The 19444-nt window shown below is 60.9% G+C and carries 19 protein-coding genes; 7 read left to right on the top strand and 12 right to left on the bottom strand.

What is annotated here, in order from left to right; translation table 11 throughout:
* Positions 1-17 precede the first annotated feature (17 nt).
* Together pgmG and HH303_RS09240 are read left to right on the top strand one after the other, a co-directional pair.
* A complete protein-coding gene (pgmG, locus tag HH303_RS09245) occupies positions 18-1418 on the top strand; it encodes a phosphoglucomutase/phosphomannomutase PgmG (protein ID WP_169625007.1) in 1401 nt (466 codons plus the stop codon).
* 9 nt (positions 1419-1427) lie between these two features.
* On the top strand, positions 1428-2144 hold the full coding sequence (locus HH303_RS09240) for an HAD family hydrolase (protein ID WP_169625005.1): 717 nt from the start codon (positions 1428-1430) through the stop codon (positions 2142-2144).
* Here the strand turns inward: HH303_RS09240 and HH303_RS09235 are convergent.
* The 6 genes from HH303_RS09235 to HH303_RS09210 all read right to left on the bottom strand — a co-directional run bounded on the left by HH303_RS09235 (position 2101) and on the right by HH303_RS09210 (position 8095).
* Positions 2101-3528 (bottom strand): MATE family efflux transporter, encoded by a 1428-nt coding sequence (locus tag HH303_RS09235; RefSeq protein ID WP_169625003.1) that lies wholly within the window; start codon positions 3526-3528, stop codon positions 2101-2103. The genes HH303_RS09240 and HH303_RS09235 overlap by 44 nt on opposite strands.
* Positions 3529-3548: 20 nt before the next feature.
* Positions 3549-3959 (bottom strand): YbaN family protein, encoded by a 411-nt coding sequence (locus tag HH303_RS09230; RefSeq protein WP_169625001.1) that lies wholly within the window; start codon positions 3957-3959, stop codon positions 3549-3551.
* Positions 3960-3997: 38 nt separating this feature from the next.
* Positions 3998-5938: a 1-deoxy-D-xylulose-5-phosphate synthase gene (dxs, locus tag HH303_RS09225; protein WP_319637355.1), complete on the bottom strand. Its 1941-nt coding sequence runs from the start codon at positions 5936-5938 to the stop codon at positions 3998-4000.
* Positions 5939-6092: 154 nt separating this feature from the next.
* Positions 6093-6641 (bottom strand): PAS domain-containing protein, encoded by a 549-nt coding sequence (locus tag HH303_RS09220; protein ID WP_169624997.1) that lies wholly within the window; start codon positions 6639-6641, stop codon positions 6093-6095.
* A 269-nt stretch (positions 6642-6910) separates the two neighbouring features.
* The gene (locus HH303_RS09215; RefSeq protein WP_169624995.1) at positions 6911-7798 is read right to left on the bottom strand and encodes a polyprenyl synthetase family protein; all 888 of its coding nucleotides are present in this window, start codon (positions 7796-7798) and stop codon (positions 6911-6913) included.
* Positions 7799-7846: 48 nt separating this feature from the next.
* Complete coding sequence (locus tag HH303_RS09210; protein WP_169624993.1) at positions 7847-8095, bottom strand: exodeoxyribonuclease VII small subunit; 249 nt, start codon at positions 8093-8095, stop codon at positions 7847-7849.
* Between the two features lie 156 nt (positions 8096-8251).
* Between HH303_RS09210 and HH303_RS09205 the strand changes: the two genes are divergently transcribed.
* Entirely contained in the window at positions 8252-9181 is a 930-nt protein-coding gene (locus tag HH303_RS09205; protein ID WP_169624991.1) for a histone deacetylase family protein, read from the top strand.
* A gap of 196 nt (positions 9182-9377) precedes the next feature.
* The gene (locus HH303_RS09200) at positions 9378-10505 is read left to right on the top strand and encodes a DUF2336 domain-containing protein (protein ID WP_169624990.1); all 1128 of its coding nucleotides are present in this window, start codon (positions 9378-9380) and stop codon (positions 10503-10505) included.
* Between the two features lie 16 nt (positions 10506-10521).
* On the opposite strand, the gene HH303_RS09195 is transcribed toward HH303_RS09200, so the two are convergent.
* The gene (locus HH303_RS09195) at positions 10522-11151 is read right to left on the bottom strand and encodes a TetR/AcrR family transcriptional regulator (protein WP_169624988.1); all 630 of its coding nucleotides are present in this window, start codon (positions 11149-11151) and stop codon (positions 10522-10524) included.
* A 227-nt stretch (positions 11152-11378) separates the two neighbouring features.
* Between HH303_RS09195 and HH303_RS09190 the strand changes: the two genes are divergently transcribed.
* The 3 genes from HH303_RS09190 to HH303_RS09180 all read left to right on the top strand — a co-directional run bounded on the left by HH303_RS09190 (position 11379) and on the right by HH303_RS09180 (position 14666).
* A complete protein-coding gene (locus HH303_RS09190) occupies positions 11379-12578 on the top strand; it encodes an ABC transporter substrate-binding protein (RefSeq protein WP_169624987.1) in 1200 nt (399 codons plus the stop codon).
* 62 nt (positions 12579-12640) lie between these two features.
* Entirely contained in the window at positions 12641-13705 is a 1065-nt protein-coding gene (locus HH303_RS09185; protein WP_169624986.1) for an aromatic ring-hydroxylating dioxygenase subunit alpha, read from the top strand.
* Between the two features lie 7 nt (positions 13706-13712).
* Complete coding sequence (locus HH303_RS09180; RefSeq protein WP_169624985.1) at positions 13713-14666, top strand: PDR/VanB family oxidoreductase; 954 nt, start codon at positions 13713-13715, stop codon at positions 14664-14666.
* Here the strand turns inward: HH303_RS09180 and radC are convergent, their stop codons facing one another.
* From radC to HH303_RS09155, 5 genes are all read right to left on the bottom strand, one after another.
* Entirely contained in the window at positions 14667-15374 is a 708-nt protein-coding gene (gene radC / locus HH303_RS09175) for a RadC family protein (RefSeq protein WP_169624984.1), read from the bottom strand. It lies immediately after the preceding gene.
* A gap of 15 nt (positions 15375-15389) precedes the next feature.
* Complete coding sequence (gene map / locus HH303_RS09170) at positions 15390-16196, bottom strand: type I methionyl aminopeptidase (protein ID WP_169624983.1); 807 nt, start codon at positions 16194-16196, stop codon at positions 15390-15392.
* A gap of 46 nt (positions 16197-16242) precedes the next feature.
* Positions 16243-16992 carry a DNA/RNA nuclease SfsA gene (gene sfsA, locus HH303_RS09165; protein WP_319637353.1) on the bottom strand — a complete coding sequence of 250 codons (750 nt, stop codon included), beginning with the start codon at positions 16990-16992 and terminating at the stop codon, positions 16243-16245.
* A gap of 3 nt (positions 16993-16995) precedes the next feature.
* The gene (locus tag HH303_RS09160) at positions 16996-17766 is read right to left on the bottom strand and encodes a DsbA family protein (RefSeq protein WP_169624982.1); all 771 of its coding nucleotides are present in this window, start codon (positions 17764-17766) and stop codon (positions 16996-16998) included.
* A gap of 131 nt (positions 17767-17897) precedes the next feature.
* Positions 17898-19232, bottom strand: coding sequence for a M48 family metalloprotease (locus HH303_RS09155; protein ID WP_169624981.1), 1335 nt, complete (start codon positions 19230-19232; stop codon positions 17898-17900).
* Between the last annotated feature and the right edge of the window lie 212 nt (positions 19233-19444).

The following is a 19444-nucleotide window of genomic DNA, read 5'->3' as shown; positions in this document are numbered from 1 at the left end:
TTGGGGGGCGCCATCGAATGTCGGCGATAGGTCATCGGTTCGATCCCAGTATCTTACGTGAGTACGATATTCGGGGCATCGTCGGTCAGACCCTGACCGCGTCGGACGCGCTGGCGCTGGGCCGCACGATGGGGACCATCGCGGTCGCCGGGTCCGGTCGGATTGCCGTCGTCGGTTATGACGGGCGGATGAGCTCCCCAATGATGGAGGAGGAACTCTGTCGGGGGCTCGCCTCCTGCGGTCTCTATGTCATGCGCATCGGGCTGGTGCCGACACCGTGTCTGTATTTCGCGACGAAGATGCTGAATGCCTCTCTGGGCATCATGGTGACCGGGTCGCATAATCCGTCGAACTATAACGGATTCAAGATCGTCCTGAACGGGCTCCCCTTCTATGGCGCGGAAATCAAACGCCTGCGCGATCTTGCCGCGCGCGGTGTCTGGGCCCGCGCGGAAGGCGGCGCTGTGGAAGGCGAGGCCCTTGGCGCCTATGCCGCGCGGCTGGCGCTGGACTATACTAGCCGCGTCGGCCTGAAGGTCGGTTGGGATCCGGGCAACGGCGCGGCCTGTCCCGTCGTCCTGCGCCTCGCGCACCGGCTGCCGGGTGAGCATATGCTGATCAACGAAACGGTGGATGGTACCTTCCCGGCGCATCATCCCGACCCGACGGTCGAGGAAAACCTGGAACAGTTGAAGGACCTCGTCCTGAAGGAAGAGTTGGATATCGGCCTGGCCTTCGACGGGGACGGCGACCGGATCGGCGTCGTCGACGACAAGGGGCGCGTCGTATGGGGGGATCAGCTTCTCGCGATCCTGGCCCGCGACGTCTTGAAGAAGAAGCCGGGGTCCAAGATTCTGGCGGATGTGAAGGCAAGCCAGGTTCTGTTCGATGAAATCGAACGCTTGGGCGGCGTCCCGGTCATGTGTCCGACCGGCCATTCCATCATCAAGTCCAAGATGATCGCGACCCAGGCTCCGCTCGCCGGGGAGATGAGCGGCCATATCTTCTTTGCCGACAAATATTACGGCTATGACGATGCGCTCTACACCGCCGTTCGGCTGCTCGCGCTGCTGGCGGAAGGCGGCAAGAAGATCAGCGAGCTTGTCGACGAGCTTCCCAAAATGGTGAACACGCCGGAAATCCGGATCGATGTCGACGATTCCCGGAAGTTCGCGGTGGTGGACGAGGTCAAGGAGCGGCTGGAAGCGGACGGTGCCATGGTCGACGGAACGGATGGTGTTCGCGTCAGCGCGGAAGGCGGCTGGTGGCTGCTGCGCGCGTCGAACACGCAACCGGCCCTGGTGGCGCGCTGTGAAGCCCCGGACGCGGATTCTCTGCAGGCGCTGAAGAAGCAGGTGGTCTCTCAACTGAAAGCCAGCGGCGTCGGGATTCCCGCGGGCAGCCTGCTGGCGGTCTAGGAAACGATCATGGCCCCGCGCGGGATTCTGTTCGATAAGGACGGGACGCTTCTCGACTATCACGAAACCTGGATGCCCGCGAATCGCGCCGTCGCCCATGCCCTCTCCGGCGGGGATGCGGCACTGGCCCTGCACCTTCTGACGATCGGCGGGTGGGACGCGGAAACCGACCGCGTCGGCAGCGGAACACCGCTTGCCGCCGGGGATTTGCAGGATATTGCGGTGCTGTGGCATCCGTATCTACCGGCGGGCGATACTCGGTCGGTGGACGATATCGTTGCCTTCCTGGATACCGGCTTTCCGGACAATATGGTGCCGACCGCCGTTTGCGATCTAGGCCCCCTGCTGGACGAACTGGCGGGGCAGCTGGGATTGTGTCTGGGCGTCGCGACGGCGGACAGCGTCAACGGCTTGAACCGATCTCTGGAACCGTTCGGTATCTTGGATCGATTCCGCTTCGCGGCCGGGTTCGACAGCGGCCACGGGCGGAAGCCGGAACCCGGCATGGTCCATGCCTTCTGCGCGCTATGTGGGGTGCAGCCGGGGGAGGTCATCGTCGTCGGCGACAATCGCCACGACATCGACATGGCGCGCGCCGCCGGGGCACGGGCTGTCGGTGTCCTGACCGGCACGTCCGATGCGGGGCAACTGATGGATGCGGGGGCGGAGGCGGTGCTGGCCTCTATTTCCCGTCTGCCGGAATATTGCCGTGATGCACGTATCTGAACGCCCGTTCCGGACGTGACGTGTCATAGGCGATACGGATCAGGATGCCGATCGCCGACGCCGCCAAGCCGCCCAGCAGCCCATACCAGATACCGACCCCTTCCATCCCCATCGGGAAGGCCAGGACATAGGCGCCGACGATGCCGACCGCCCAATATCCGACCATGGCGATGATCATGGGGACGATGGTGTCGTTCATGCCGCGCAGGATGCCGCCGCCCGTCGATTGCGTGCCGTCGAACAGCTGGAAAATCGCGGCGATGGATAGGAACAGCGAACCGTAGGCGACGATTTCCGCCCGGTTCGGATCGTTCGGCGCCAGGAACAGGCCGACCAGTTCCGGGCCGAAAATCCAATAGATCAGGATGGCCACCACCATGGCCATCCAGTTCAGCACCATGGGGATGCGTGCGCGCAGACGCACCGCCGCCAGATTGCCCGCACCCGCGGCCAGGGCGACGCGGATCGTTGCGGCCTGTCCCAGGCCGAAGGGGACCATGAACATGATACCGACGATCTGCACTGCAACCTGATGCGCGGCGAGCTGCGTCACGCCGACCCAGCCCATCATAATGGCGGTCGCGGCAAAAAAGGCATGTTCCACGACCGATGTCATGCCGGACGGCGCACCGACGGCGATCAGTTTGCGGAACCGTTCCCGGTCGAACCGCCAGAACCGGGCGAACAGTTCCAAATCCCGGAAACGCGGGGTCATCTGGATATAGGCGACCTGTCCGACAAGGACGAATATATCGACCAGCAGGGTGGAAATCCCGGCGCCGGCAAGTCCCAGTTCCGGACCGCCCAAACCGCCGAACATGAAGATCCAATTGAACAGGGCGTTCAGCGGCACCCCGGCCAGCACGATCATCATGGACGGTCGTGTGACGCCGAAGGACGCCAGCGTCATGCGCAACGGCAGGCTGACGAAAACGACGATCAGGACCGGCCCCATCCAATCGACATAGTCCTGCGCCAGGGCGGTCAGATGCGCGGGCTGGCCCAGCAGGATCAGGATGTCCTCGGTATACAGCAGAATCAGTGCGAAAGGCGTGCCCAACATCAGCCCCAACCAGATGCCAGATCGGGCGCTGCGCCGGACGCCGCGAATGTCGCCCATGCCGATGGCTTGCGCGGCGAGGGAGGATACCGCACCCAGTGCGCCGATGCCGAACAGCAGGAACAGGAACCAAATATTCAGGGCTAGGGCCGCCGCCGCCAGGGCGTTTTCGCCCAGATGACCGATCATCAGCGTGTCGACGGTTTCCATCAGGATGATGCCGATCATGGTCGCGATGATGGGCCCGGCCAGGGACAGGGTCGCGCGTATCTCCTTGTGCGGGTCCGTGCCCAGCGCGTCGTCTTCCATGATCTCTCGTGTCATGGATGGCCTTATGGCCGAATTTATTGGTCCAGGGAAGCGCCGTCGTCTTCTGGCGATGGCGGATGGCTGGGACGTGTGACAATCCAGACACCCACCGCGGTCAAGAAGGCTGCAATCGCGCCGTAATGCCACAGGGCCAGATCGGTCGTCAGCAGCATCAGGATCATGCTGACGCTCATCATCGAACAGGACAGGATCTTCGCACGGATTGGGACGACGCCGTATCGATCCCAATCTTGTATCGGCGGTCCCCAACGCGGATGGGAATACAGCCAAGTATGCAGCCTTTGGCTGGACCGCGCGAAACACCATACCGCCAGCAGCAGGAACGGCACGGTCGGCAGCAGGGGCAGGAAGGCCCCGACGAGCCCCAGCCCGGTAAACAGCAGTCCCAGCAGAAGATAAATCAGGCGAAGGCCCGAACGGGTCATGACAGCGATCCGACAATCACTCTTTGCGAACGACCGTATCAGGCGCGCGCGGGTCTGTCCTTACCGGAAACGGTTTCGTCCGGCGCGGATTCGATCCCCAACGCATCCAGGGCCGTTTTCACGATCCCGGCGGCGTCCAATCCCGCATCGGCGACCTGGCGTTCCGGTTTGTCCTGATCCAGGAAGCGATCCGGCATGTAGAGGGTGCGCAGCTTCACTGTCTGCAACAGATCGGCTTTGGTCATATGATCCAAGACCTGCGTGGCGAAACCGCCGACGGAACCTTCTTCGACGGTGATCAGCAAATCGTGGTCGCGGGCCAGCCGGTCGATCAGGTCCGTATCGACCGGTTTCGCGAACCGGGCGTCGGCGACCGTGGCGGACAGGCCGCGCGCGGCCAGATCGTCGGCGGCGGCCAGGGCGTCCTGCAGGCGCGTGCCCAGCGATAGGATGGCGACGGTCTTGCCCTCGCGCAGAATGCGGCCCTTGCCGATCTCCAGCACTTTGGGCACTTCCGGCAGGTCCGCGCCGGTGCCTTCGCCGCGCGGATAACGGATGGCGGACGGACAGTCGTCGATGGCGGCGGCCGTCGCGACCATATGGGCCAGTTCCGCCTCGTCCGATGGCGCCATGACGACGAAACCGGGCAGGCAGCACAGATAGGCCAGATCGAATGCCCCGCAATGAGTCGACCCATCCGCCCCGACATAACCCGCCCGGTCGATGGCGAAGCGGACCGGCAGCTTCTGGATCGCAACGTCGTGCACGACCTGGTCGTAGCCGCGCTGTAGGAATGTCGAATAGATCGCGGCGAAGGGACGGTAGCCTTCCGTCGCCATCCCGGCGGCGAAGGTGACCGCGTGTTGTTCGGCGATCCCAACATCGAAGGTCCGTTCGGGATGGGCCTTTTCGAACAGATTTACGCCCGTGCCGGACGGCATGGCGGCGGTAATCGCGACGATCTTGTCGTCCTTTTCCGCCAGTTTCGACAGAACCTCGCCAAAAATGTTCTGATAGGCTGGGGCATTGGGTTTCGGCTTGTGCTGCGCGCCGGTGACGACATCGAATTTGGCGACGCCGTGATATTTGTCCGCGCTGGCTTCCGCTGGTTCGTACCCCTTGCCCTTTTGCGTCACGACATGGATCAGTACTGGGCCCGCATCTTTTGCGTCTCGGACGTTTTTCAGGACGGGCAGCAGATGGTCCATGTTGTGACCGTCGATCGGCCCGACATAGTAGAAGCCCATTTCCTCGAACAGGGTGCCGCCGGTAACGAAGCCGCGGGCGAATTCCTCCGCCTTTTCGACGGCGCGCTCGAACTGGCGCGGGAAGCGTTCGGCAATGTGCTTGCCGATCTCGCGCAGGCCCAAATAGGATTTGGACGATAGAAGCCGCGACAGATAGGCGCTCATTGCGCCGGTCGGTGGGGCGATCGACATGTCGTTGTCGTTCAGGATCACCGTCAGGCGGGAATTCATCGCGCCCGCGTTGTTCATGGCTTCATAGGCCATCCCGGCCGACATCGCGCCGTCGCCGATCACGGCGATGACGTGGTTGTTGCCGCCCGCCAGATCGCGCGCCACGGCCATGCCCAGCCCTGCGGAAATCGAGGTGGAGCTGTGCGCTGCGCCGAATGGGTCGTATTCGCTTTCCGACCGCTTGGTGAAGCCGCTCAACCCGCCGGCTTGGCGCAGCGTGTTAATACGGTCGCGGCGTCCGGTCAGGATCTTATGGGGGTAGCACTGATGTCCGACATCCCAGATCAACCGATCGTCCGGCGTGTTGAAGACGTAATGCAGGGCCGTCGTCAGTTCGACGACACCCAGACCGGCCCCCAAATGCCCGCCGGTCTGCGACACGGCGCGGATCGTGGCAGCGCGTAATTCATCCGCGACCTGGCGCAACTGGCCGGGCTGAAGCGTCCGAAGATCTGCCGGAACGGAAATCTGGTCGAGAAGGGGCGTCTGATCGATCACCACGGAACTACCTGTATCAGTGTCTAGCTATCCGCAATGACCTAGCCCGGAATCCAGACATTTTCCAGGAAAAACCCGACGGTAAATATGGTCTGTCCGTGCCGTCGTCAGCTCGACGATGCCCAGACCGGTCCCGTCGGCGTGCATCCCGGAGGGGCTATTCCGGCAAGACGATTCGGGCGCTGATGGACCGCTGACTCATCAACACGGACCGGATCAGGTCTTCCTTTTGGCGGATATCACCTGAATTGGTGACGATCGCGATACCCACAACGATATCTATTTGATCTGTATTTGTGGTCAGCGGCGCATAGAGGCGGGAATAGACGGAGTAGGGTTTGTCGTTCCAGTCCAGCGTGGTGAGGCGGTAGTGCAGGATTCCTTCTTCCGCGACGGAGGTAAGGTCCTGTTTTAATTGTGCGTAGTACGGTTCCGAGACGACTTCGTCGAGATACTTGCCGGTATAATCGTATCCGAGCGTTTCGGCGATCCGCGTTCCAACGACCCGACCTTTGAACCGCATTGCCGGTCTTTCGACATCCAGCAGGAATAAATGGGGTAGGAAGCGCTTGGCGTCGAATGGCTCAAAATCCCGGCGTGCGGGTACCCGTCGACCTTTCCGAAGGCTGCTCCAATATGCGGCGAATTCCTTGACTAAGGGATGGGAGATATTGTCGATGCTCGCCCAGGTTTCCTCGGTATCCATAGCCAGTTACCTAATTTATTTTCTGACATTATGATTATGTCGAAGCGTATCACATATAATAATAACAATAAAAATATTATCGGGTTGTGCCTGTAGAACGATTTTATATTATTGGTAGGACTTTATTTGAGAGGTTAATAATAATTATGTGCAATAAAGAGCGGCTTGATTTCAATAATTCGGCGCCCGCGATGTAATGTCGGTTCTTGAAGCCGTATGAGGCAATAATTGCCAAGAGTGGGCATTTGACCTGAGGCGGCGGGGGTGCCTTAGTGCTTCCGATTGACCACGAAATGGGCGAGTTCCCGAAGGAGATCGGCCTTTTCCGCGAAGGGCTTCAAATGGGCGATCGCCTGACTGGCAAGGCGGCTTGCTTGGTCGCGGGCCTGTTCGGCGCCCAGGATGGATACGAAGGTCGCTTTCCCTTTTTCCGCATCCTTGCCGACGGCCTTGCCGACTGTTTTCGCATCGCCTTCGACATCCAGCAAATCGTCGGCGATTTGGAAGGCGAGGCCCAGATCATGGGTATAGCCGCGCAGGGCTTCCCGAGCGCCGACGGGCGCGCGGCCCAGGATAGCCCCGGCCTGACAGGAAAAATCGATCAGGCGACCGGTTTTCAACCGTTGCAGGCGGGTGATCGCCCCGATGTCGAAATCGGTGTGTTCCGCCGTCAGGTCGATCATCTGTCCGCCGACCATGCCGTGATGGCCTGCCGCCTTCGCCAGTTCCGCGACCAATTCACAGCGCACAGACGGATTGGAATGGGTCGAATCCGACGCCAGGATACCGAAGGCACGGGTCAGCAGGGCATCCCCCGCCAGGATCGCCGTCGCCTCGTCATAGCGTTTGTGCACGGTGGGTTTTCCCCGGCGCAGGGCGTCGTCGTCCATCGCTGGCAAATCGTCGTGAACCAGGGAATAGCAATGCACCATTTCCAAGGCCGCGCCTGTCCGTAAGGCCGCATTCTCGCTGACATTGAACAGGGCGGCGCTCTGCGCAACCAGGAAGGGGCGAATGCGTTTGCCGCCGTCCAACGTGGCATAGCGCATGGCCTCCACAAGGCCGCGTTCCGGGGCATCCTCATGCGGCAGCATCCGGTCGAGCACACCTTCCAGTCTTTCGGCCAGGGAAGCCATGGCCCGCGCAAGTTCGGTCATTCCGTTTTCCTTGATCGCAATGCCATCCGGGCGGCCGCCCGAATGGTGTCAGTCGATTTGAGTGGGCTCCGCCGATATCGATCCGTCCTGCCCCACCGTGATCTTGTCGATCCGCGCGCGAGCGCCGGCCAATTTGTCTTCGCAATGCTTTTTCAGGGCAACGCCGCGTTCATAGGCGGCGATGCTTTCTTCCAGCGCGATGTCGCCGGATTCCAGGCCGCGGACGATGGATTCCAATTCCCCCATGGCCTGTTCGAAAGTCATGGCGTCGATCGCGGGCTTGTCACTGTCACTCATTGTCGAAAATGGTCCTCTCTCTTCGGGCGGCCAGTGTACGGCGACGCATGGGGGCGATGCAACCGGTGCCGCGCCTCGCCGGATGATGTTTTGGGTTTTCAGTCAGGGGGGCACCGCTCTAGGGTAGAATACGAAAAAGAAAGAGGAAACGTGCCGATGAAGACGCTGCTGTTCACCCATCCGGCCTGTGCCGGTCATGATATGGGCGACGGCCACCCGGAACAGCCCGCGCGCCTCGCCGCGGTGCTGAAAGCCCTGGAAGGTCCCGACTTCGCAGAGCTGGAGCGGCGGGAAGCGCCGATGGCGACGCGGGCGCATCTGTTGCTGATGCATCCGACTGTTTATGTCGATGGCATGCTTCAGGTTTTCCCGGAAGAAGGGCATCTTCAAATCGATGCCGATACGTCCCTTGGGCCGGGATCGAAGGAAGCCGCGTTGCGGGCCGCCGGTGGGGTGGTCGCCGCCGTCGATGCGGTGATGCGGGGCGATGCGAAACGCGCCTTCTGTGCCGTGCGCCCGCCGGGGCATCATGCGGAACCGGATCGGTCGATGGGGTTCTGCCTGTTCAACAATATCGCGATCGGGGCGGGCCATGCGCGGCAGGCGCATGATCTTCAACGGATCGCGGTGATCGATTTCGACGTGCATCACGGCAACGGCACCCAGGCGATGTTCGAAAACGAACCGTTGCTGTTCTATGCCTCGACCCATCAGTCACCCTTGTATCCCGGAACGGGCAAGCGTCGGGAAACCGGCATTGCGAACAATATCGTCAACGCCCCGATGCCGCCCTATGCGGGGTCGGATGATTTTCGGCACGCCTTCACCGATATCGTCCTGCCCGCGCTGGATACGTTCGGGCCGGAACTGGTCATGATCTCCGCCGGGTTCGACGCGCATAAGGACGATCCGCTGGCGCAGGAGAATCTGGAGGAAGCGGATTTCGCCTGGGCGACCACCGCCTTGATCGAAATTGCGGAAAAACACGCCCAGGGTCGCGTCGTTTCCGCCTTGGAAGGGGGCTACGACCTGGATGCGCTGGGTCGGTCGGCGGCGGCGCATGTCAAGGCGTTGATGGGATCATAATACCGCGAAAACACCCGTTTCCTTCCGGGTTTAGCGAAAATGCGATCCAGATTCCGCCGGTCGTATAGGCCAGCCTTGGAGATTTGCACGGCTGCGCGTATTCTAGAGCGGTAAAAACAGATATCCCGGCATGAAGATGCCAAGAAGAGGCGCCGGGATTTTGTCGGGAAATGGAAACAATCAGGACGGCAGGCCGATGGCAGAAAAACTCACCGCCTTGGATGTTCAACGTCTGCTGACCGACCCTTCCGGCGCGAACCGGGCGGATGCGGCGGGTAAGATCGCGACGGAATTCGAATCCGGCTCCATGACGCCGGCGGAACGGAAGCTTGCCGAAGACATCTTCCGCATCATGGTTCAGGACGCGGAAGAACGCGTCCGCGCGACGCTGTCCGACAAGCTGAAGGATTCGTCCAACATCACCAGCGACGTGGCACGCAGTCTGGCCATGGATCTTTCGGATTCCGTGGCGCTGCCGATGCTGCAATTCTCAACGGCGCTGACCGACAACGATCTGGTCGAAATCGTCCGGCAACAGAACATGACCCGCACCAAGGCCGTCGCGGAACGGCCGGAGGTGTCCGAGTCCGTTTCCGACGCGATCGTCGATCATGGCGACGAGGATGCGGTGGTTGCACTGGTGTCGAACAGCGGCGCCGAGATCAGCGAGACGTCACTGAATAAAGTGGTCGAAAAGCACGGCGATTCCCCGCGTGTTCAGGAACCGCTGGTGCACCGCCCGCATCTGCCGGTGCAGGTGGCGGAAAAGCTGGTCGCCCGTGTCGCGGATCATCTGAAGGACTATCTGGTCCGGCATCACGAATTGCCGGAAGAAACGGCGACCGACGTCATCCTGCAAAGCCGCGAAAAGGCGACACTGCGCCTAAGCGGCGGCGGGGCGAAGGAGGTCGAAGCCCTCGTTACGCAGATGCGGGACAATGGGCGCCTGACGCCGTCGATCATCCTGCGCGCGCTGTGTGTCGGCGATGTCATGTTCTTCGAATACGCCATGGCGGCCCTGTCCGGCGTGCCTGTATCCAATGCCCAATTGCTGATCCATGACGAAGGCGAGTTGGGGCTGAAATCCCTGTATCAGAAAGCGGGCATGCCGCCGGCGCTTTTACCCGCCTATCGTGCCGCGCTGGATATGGTGCACAGCACGGAACTGGAACGCACCGACGACGACCCCGACCAACGCATGCGCCGCCTGCTGGAACATGTGCTGACCGAAAACGAGGATATCGTTGAGGAATTCGGCGCGGATAACGTCGATTACCTGCTGGTCAAGTTCGGACGATTGGCGCAGGCATCGGCGGCGGCGTAACGCCACCCCATTCCGTCTACTTGAAGAGCGGGTGATACCGTTCGGCCCATTGGGCGATCAGGAGCGCCTGGTGGTCTTTATCCTGCCGCCAGACCCGGTTGATTCCCATCCCGCGAATAAGGTTCAGCGCGAGGTCGAAGACCGTCTCCGCGTCGGCTTGCGCCAGACCACGCTTCACGAACAATTCCGTCCAGGTCTTTCGCAAGGCTTCGTGGTATGTGCCCAGGATCGGTGCAACCTTATCCATGAGGGCGGCGTCGGTGCGGGCGGCGATTACGACATCCTGGGCGACCAGATAGGGCCAATCGAAATAGATGGACTTCAAATCGTCCAATAGGTCGTTCAGCGGGTAGTCCGAGGTCAGCGCTTGTTCCGCCCGGCGGCGGCCCAGCTCCAGGGCATGGTCATAGGCGTTGCGGGTTGCCTCCGCCACCAGTTCAAGCTTCGTCGGAAAATGATAGTTGCGTGCGCCGCTGGAGACGCCTGCTTCGGCATCGACCAGCGCAGTGGACATCCCGGCATAGCCGTGGTGCAGAATGACCTGGATCGTCGCGTCCAGCAGGCGCGCACGCGTTTCCTCCCGCCGTTCCTTCTGGGTTCGACGGCGGTATGGGGGCGGTTCGTTTTCCGGTCGGATGTCGTTCATTGGGGTCTCCCAAAAGGCGAGAGCATGATAGTGAGCGCTCTCCCCATTAAAAAGCCCCGTTAATCGCTTTCGACCACGGTCCTCAATGTACAAGGGTCTTCCTTGACAACGGGTGCGGCAAAAAACCGTTGAAATCGTCATTCACAATGGCATATTAAAAATATACCGATCAATCGGTATATAAATTATGAAAGGGCCTAAAAAGGGCCGCTCAATGGGAGGATATAATGAAGAAAGCGCTTCTTGGGGCGTCTGTCGCCCTGTGTCTATCCGGAACCGGATTTACCTCAATCCCCGCAATGGCAGCCGACCCGATCAAGATCGGCGTCGTTACGACCCTGACCACCGGCGCGGCGGTCCTGGGCAATGAAGTCGCCGATGCGGCGACACTGGCCGTGGAAAATCTGGGTGGGGAAATGTCGGGCCGTCCGGTTACCCTGATCATCGAAGATGACGGACTGAATGCCGACGGCGGACGCCAGAAGACGGAAAAACTGATCCGACAGGACAAGGTCGATTTCCTGACCGGCTATGTCTGGTCGCATGTTCTGTTGGCGTCCCAGAAGGTTGCCCGGGACAGCGGTACGATCCTGATCAGCACGAATGCCGGCCCGTCGCAGATGGCAGGGAAGGGATGTCACGACAAATTCTTCGGCATGCGCGGGCAAGGCGATTTGATGTCCGAAGCCTTGGGCGAGGCCCTGACGAAGAACGGGGTTAAGAAGATTTATACAATGGCCCCGAACTATGCCGCCGGGAAGGATGTCGTCGCCGGTATGGAACGGACCTTCGGGGGCGAAATCGTCGGCCGCGATTTCACGAAATGGGGATCCGACCCGCAGCTCGATTTTTCCGCGGAACTTTCAAAGGTCGCGGCCAGCGATGCGGAAGCCCTGTTCGTCTTCTATCCGGGGCGGACGGCGACGTTCCTGAAGCAGTTCGATCAGTCCGGTCTGGCAAAGAAGATCGATCTCTATTCCGTCTACATGTTGGATCAGACCGTTCTGCCGACATTGCAGGGCGCCGACCTGTCGGTCGCGCTGGGTACGACCCTGGTCGATTACTGGTATCCGCAGATGGACAATGCCGCGAATGCCAAGTTCGTAGAAACCTTCAAGGCAAAGTACGACCGCCTGCCGTCGAATTATGCGGCAGCGGCTTATGACGCGATCAACCTAATCGCCTCCGCTGTCGCGAAAACCGGCGGCGACCTGTCCGACGGCGACAAGACCGTCGCGGCGCTGGAGGAAATGGATTTCGACAGCACGCGCGGGGATATCGGTCTCGGTTCCAACCACTTTGTCCTGGATAACTTCTACCTGATGAAGGTGGGCAAGGACGCGGACGGAAACTGGGGCGTTCAGGATCCGCAACTGGTCATGGCCCAGCCCGAAGACCCGTATATCGGTGAATGTTCGATGAAGTAAGACCGGGCGGCCCGGTGCAGTGCCGCCGGGCCGATCCGCGTAAGCCTGCAGGAGGATTGGTCATGGAATTCGTTAAAAACACTTGGTATTTCGCGGCTTGGTCCGAAGAAGTCGGGGAGGGGGACCTATTCGCCCGCACCTTCTGCGGCAAGCCGATCGTTCTGCTGCGCGATGCGAACGGTGATACGGTCGCGATGCTGGACCGCTGTCCGCATCGCTTCGCCCCGCTGTCGATGGGTAAATATGCCGACGGCATCGTGAAATGCTGTTACCACGGGCTGGAATTCGGCCTGGACGGGAAATGCGTCCGTAATCCGCATCCGTCCGGCAAGATTCCCCGCAACGCCGCCGTGCCGGTCTTCGCGACCCATGAACGTCATTCCGCCATTTGGATATGGATGGGCGACGCGGCCCAGGCCGATCCGGCGCTGATTCCCGATTATTCCAAGATCGACGAATACGGCGTTACGCGCTTCGACCATTTCGTCATGGACGCGCCCTACGATCTGATCGTCGACAATCTGTTGGACTGTTCCCATACCAGCTTCGTCCATGACGGCATCCTGGGGAACGAGCCGATGGTCGCCGCCCCAACGGAAATCGCGCAGACCGGCGCTACGTTGAATGTCGTCCGCTATGCCCGCGACGTGCCGCCGCCCAGCATGTTCGACATGATCTTTCGGCAGGACGGGCAGAATGTGGATTGCTGGACCGATTTCCGATGGGACCCGCCCTGCTGTTTGCTGCTCGATGTCGGTGTCTGCCCGCCGGGGGCGGAGAAGTCCGAAGGTACCGGTTATTACGGCATCCACATCCTGACGCCGGAAACGGACGAAACGACGCATTACTTCACGGCGGCCTGCCGGTGGAACATCAATCCGGCGACGGAAAACGACGAGATGCGCCTGAAGATCGCCGACCTGCGCCGGTTCGCCTTCGAAGACCAGGATGAACCCTTGATCAAAGCTCAGCATCGGATACGCCAAATGTCCGATCCGGACGACCTGCGACCCGTCATGCTGGAGACCGATGCCGGTGTCGTGCGATGGCGCCGGATTATCGACCAGATGCTGGATCGCGAACGGGAAACCACTGACGAGTCCACTGAAACCAAGAACGTCGCCTGATCGCGCCATGGAGAAAATTCCGACAATCGTGGAGGCTGTGGCCGATCTGACGGCGGAAGTTCGGGCCGTCACCCTGCGCGCCGCCGATGGCCGGGAATTGCCCCGGATGGAGCCCGGCGCGCATATCGATCTGTTCCTGGCGCCCGGCCTGACCCGGCAATATTCCCTGACCGGCATGGGGGCGTCGGGCGACCGGTATTGTATCGCGGTGAAGCGGGAACCCCAGTCGCGCGGTGGATCGGCCTTTGTGCATGACAATCTGACACCGGGGGACCGCATCGACATATCGCCGCCGCGCAACCTGTTCGCCCTGCATTCGGATGCGTCGCCCGCCGTCTTGCTGGCCGGGGGGATCGGCGTTACGCCGCTTTATGCCATGGCAAAAGCGTTACAGGATCGCGGAACATCGTTCCGCAAGGACTATTTTATCCGCAGCCTCGACTTGGCGGCCTTCCACGAGGACCTCGCCAAGATGGGCGGACAGGTTCGGTTCCATTCGGGACTGGACCCGGAAGAAACGCGCCGCACGCTGGAAGACGCCATAGCGACGGCGGCGGACGGCACGCATTTCTATATTTGCGGGCCCGTCCCCTTCATGGAATGTGCGGTGTCCGTGGTGGAATCGGCCGGGGTCCCGGCAGATCGCGTCCATGTCGAATATTTCAACGCCGCCCCGGTCGAGTCCGGCGCCGATGCGGGTTTCGAACTGCACTTGGCCGCCAGCGGGCAGACGCTTCGGGTCGAACCGGGCGAAAGTATCCTGGATGTCCTGGATCGTGCCGGTATTACGGTTGATACGTCCTGTGAGCAGGGGATTTGCGGCACCTGCGTTACCCGCGTCATCAGCGGCATACCCGACCATCGGGACATGTATCTGACGGACGCGGAAAAGGCCGCCAACACGCAGATGTGTCTGTGCGTCAGCAGCGTCAAAGAAGGCCCTTTGGTGCTCGACCTCTAATCAGAAATAGCCGTCGCTTTTCATGCTGCGGAAATCGGACTTGGCGATGATCAGGTGGTCGTGCAGCCGGATATCGACCTTGGACAGAACATCGCGAACCTGGATCGTCATGGCGATGTCGTCGCCAGATGGCGTCGGGTCGCCGGACGGATGGTTGTGTACCATGATCAGGGCGCTGGCCCCCAGTTCCAGGGCGCGTTTGACGACCTCGCGGGGATAAACCGGTGTATGGTTGACTGTGCCGCGCTGTTGAACTTCGTCCGCGATCAGGCGGTTACGGTTGTCGAGGAAGAGCAGCCGGAATTGTTCGATCTTCTCCCGACCCATGGCGGCGCGGCAATAATCCAGCACCGCATCCCAGGACGACAGGACATGCGCGCCCTCGATATCCTGTTTCAGGAGCCGCAGGCTTGCTTGTTGCACCAATTTCAGACCTGCAATGGACGCGTCCCCCAACCCATTGACGGCGGCGAGGCGCGCGGGATCGGCGGCGATCACCGCGCCAAAACCGCCGAATTCTGAAATCAGGGCCTTGGCCAGGGGCTTCACGTCGCGCCGGGGAATGGTCTGGCAGAGGAGGAACTCCAGGAGTTCGTAATCCTCCATATGCGCGCCCATATCCTTCATAAAGCGAGTTCTTAGCCGCTTTCTATGCTCCAGGTGGTGGGGCTTGTCGTGCACAGACGACGACGGAGGCGTATCCGACATGAAGCAGCGGGTCTCTTAGAGATAGGGGGGCTTGTCCCAGCCTTTCGGCGACCGGGTGAAAATCTCGTAACCGGTGGCCGTGACGCCGATCGAATGTTCGAACTGCGCCGACAGGGACCGGTCCTTGGTCACCGCCGTCCAGCCGTCGGATAGGACCTTTACCGGATATTTCCCGGCATTGATCATCGGTTCGATGGTGAAGAACATGCCTTCGCGCAGTTCGACCCCGGTATCCGGTTCGCCGTAATGCAGAATGCTCGGCGCGTCATGGAAGACCCGGCCCAGGCCGTGGCCGCAGAAATCGCGCACGACGGAAAAACGATGCCCTTCCGCGAAGCTTTGGATGATATGGCCCAGATCGCCCAGGCGCAGGCCCGGCTTCACCGCCTCGATCGCCAACATCATGGACTGGTAGGTGACGTCGATCAGGTTGCGCGCCTTGACGGAAACCTTGTCGCCGACCGGGAACATGCGGCTGGTATCGCCGAACCACCCGTCCAGGATGACCGTCACGTCGATATTCATCACATCGCCGTCGACCAGCTTTTTCGCGTCGTCCGGAATACCGTGGCAGACGACATGGTTGATGCTGGTGCAGATCGATTTCGGAAACCCGCGATAATTCAGCGGAGCCGGGATCGCGCCGTTATCGGTGATGAATTCGTGGCAGAGGCGGTCCAGTTCGCCGGTCGTCACCCCCGGCTTCACGAAGTCGGTGATGTAGTCCAGCGTTTCGGCGGCCAGTTTACCCGCCTTGCGCATACCGTCGAAATCTTCCGGCGTGTGGAGTTTGATACGGCCTGCTTCGGTATTGTACAGCATGTCTTCCGGTACTCTTTCGTGACGTCTTCGCCCGGTTCCGGCCCGGTCAGGCCTTCAGGGGCAGCAGTTTTCCGAGTTCTATGCCCTCGGGCGTGACCTTGCAATCATAGCATATCGCCTCGACGCCCGCAGCCCGCGCGTCCGCGAAAGCCAGCGCATAGGCGGGATCGATGTCGTCGGCCAGAGAAACATGGGTGCAGTCCGACCGCTGGACAAGGTAGAGCATGACCGCGCGGTCTCCGGCTTTGGCCAGATCGGCCAGTTCCGCCAGATGCTTGGCACCGCGTTCGGTCTTCGCATCCGGGAATTGCGCCGCGCTCGGATCGGGACCGTCCGGTCGGCGCAGGGTGACGCTTTTCACTTCGACATAGCAGAGGGACCGTTCGCCGTCTTCCAGCAGAAAATCGATCCGGCTGTTGCGGCTGCCGTATTTCACTTCCCGTCGGATCGACGGATATCCCGCAAGGGCACGGATGCGTCCCGCCGTCAGGGAGGCCTCGACGATCCGGTTTGCCAGATTGGTGTTGATCCCGACCAGGACTTCTCCTGATATCCCCTCGGCATCCGGGACGGTCTGGCTGGCGATTTCCCAGCGCCAGGCGAGCTTCGCCGTCGGATTCCGGTTCGGCAGCAGGAAAACGCGGCTGTTCGGTTCCGCCAGGCCCATCATGGACCCCGGATTGCCGCAATGCGCGACGACGGTTCGGCCGTTCTTCATTAAAACGTCTGCGAGGAACCGCTTATACCGCTTGATCAGACGTCCTTCGGACAGCGCTTCTGGATAGCGCAGTACCACCGATCAACTGGCCTTGTCGCGGGCTTGCGCGAATAGCGCCTTCAAATGCGCCAACGGGACATAGCCGCCGACATATTGATCGCCGATTACCATGGCGGGGGTCCCGGTGACGCCCAGGGCCTGGGCCATGGCTTGCACGGTGCGTAGATGCGTTGTTACGGCGTCCGATTTCATGTCGGTCGCAAGCCGATCCGTGTCCAAGCCGACGGAGTCCGCAACGTCCATGATAACGGTTTCGTCCAAACGGCCTTCATGGCTCATCAGGGCAACATGGAAGTCCCAGTATTTGTCCTGGTTCTTTGCGGCGATCGCTGCACGGGCGGCAACCACGGAGGCCGGGCTGAGGATCGGATATTCGGCGAAGACGACCTTCAACCCGTCGTCTTCGGCCATCGCCGTTTTCAGATCGGGGAACAGGCGTTTGCAGTATCCGCACTGATAGTCGAAGAATTCGACCATGACGACGTCGCCGTCGACATTGCCGACGACCGGGGTCATGGGATCGGCCAAGAGGGACGGCACCAGTTGGGCGATTACGGCGCTGCGCTTTTCATCGGCGGCGACTTTTTCGCGGCGTTCCAATTCCTTCAGCGCATCCACGATGATTTCCGGATTGGCCATGATGTAGTCGCGGACGACGGATTCGATCTTGGCGCGTTCGGTCGCATCGACGTCTTCGGCATGACCGGAGAAAGGCAGGGTGCAGACGGTTAGAAGGGCGAAAAACGCGAAGGCCGCGATGCGTCCGGCACGGAAAATCGGAAGGGCGGTCACTGGGTCGGTTCCTTTGTCTGCAGCAGGGTCAGTCGTCTTATCCCGTTCCCGGAGGCCGGAAAAGAGGCAATCGCGCGACTGTGACCTTCGGCCCCGCCGCCCGCCGGTGGTCGTAATGGACAATACCTATGTCACTTATCGTCGGCGCGATAGGAAATGTCCTGCGCCTGAATCCAGGACCCGGACCCTTCCGGCAGCAGTTCCATCGCCCGCTTCGCCTGCGCTTTCGCTTGGGGTTTGTCGCCGCGCCGGATCGCGACTTCCGCTTGGGTCAGAAGGGCCATGCCGGTCTCGCCGCGACGTTCATGGGCTTGTCCCTTTAAGCTCCAGGCGGATGTCAAATTCGGTTCGTATCCAAGGGCGACGTTCGCGTTGTCTAGGGCTTCCTGAACGTCGTCCGGGTTCCCGGTTTCCAGTAACACCCGGGCGAGACTTGTGCGGATCAGGGCTGCCCAGGGCAGCATCTTGATCGCGGCACGATAGGAATCGGCGGCTTCTTCGACGCGGTGAGCCCGCTGCAGGATATCGCCCTTGGTTTCGTGATAGAACGGATCGTCCGGATGTTTGGCCAGCAACGTATCGATCTCCGCCAAAGAGTCGTCGACCTTGAACAATTCCATATAGGCGATCGCCCGGGCATAGCGCGCGGGATCGGACGTGTCCGATGTCGGATAGGTCTTCAGCGCCTGTTGCGGGGTGATATAGCCGATCAGTTTCGCGCGCATCCGCTGATGAATCAGGTCGTATTCGGGCGGCAGCGGCACGTCGCTCAGTTTCGATTCTTCGACATGATGCTTGATGAAGGCGATACGGTCTTCGGTCAGAGGGTGGGTGCGGGTATAGGGGTCGGCACCCTCGCTGTAGAGTTTCGATTGATTGTGCAGGATCGTCATAAATTCCAGCATGCCCTTGGACGACATTCCGGCCTCGTCCAGGAAGGTCACGGCGGCCTGATCCGCCGCCTGTTCGTTCGCTCGCGAATATTGCAGGAAGTTGCGTGTCCCGATCTGTTGCCCCAAGGAGGCACCGGCGGCATAGGCTTGCCCGTCTCCGGTCAGGATCGCCCCGCCCAGGCCCAGCAACATACCGGCAATCGCCATGGCCTGCGAATTTTCCAATGTGTCACGAAATTTGGACAAATGACCGCCGGTGATGTGCCCCAATTCGTGGGCCATAACGCCGATAACCTGACCGGCGTTATCCGCGCGCGTCAACAAACCGGTATAAATGAAGATGCGCTGGCCGCCCGCAACAAAGGCATTCAATTGATTGTCCCGGATCAGATGAATGCTGATAGCGCTGGAATCCACGCCGGCGGCTTCATATATGCGCTGCAGGTAGTAGCGGATCGTGTTTTCGATTTCCGTATCGCGGATAAAGGTCGTATCGCGGTCTTGCGCATACGCCTGCGAAGCGGGCACACTCGCCGCCGCCCCGCCAGTGATGGCGGCCAGAAGAATAAGCAATCCGGCGGTCCGACGGGATGACCGCATGAGACCACGGAGATTTTGCAGGAGGGTTCGCATCCTTGTTCGGTGCTCCGATATCATGGCAAGAGCGTTTCACCGCGCCTCTCAGGACTCGTAATCTAGGGATTGTGCCCTTTCGGTTCAAACCCCCTCTGCGCATGGTCGTGGCCGGATCGTTACGCAGACGTTCAATCGCGCTGGCGGCCGCC

It is taken from the genome of Pacificispira spongiicola (assembly GCF_012926505.1).
Taxonomy (GTDB): Bacteria; Pseudomonadota; Alphaproteobacteria; order UBA8366; family Aestuariispiraceae; genus Pacificispira; species Pacificispira spongiicola.
Note: the sequence above shows the minus strand (reverse complement) of the source record. Positions and strands in the feature narration are given on the sequence as shown.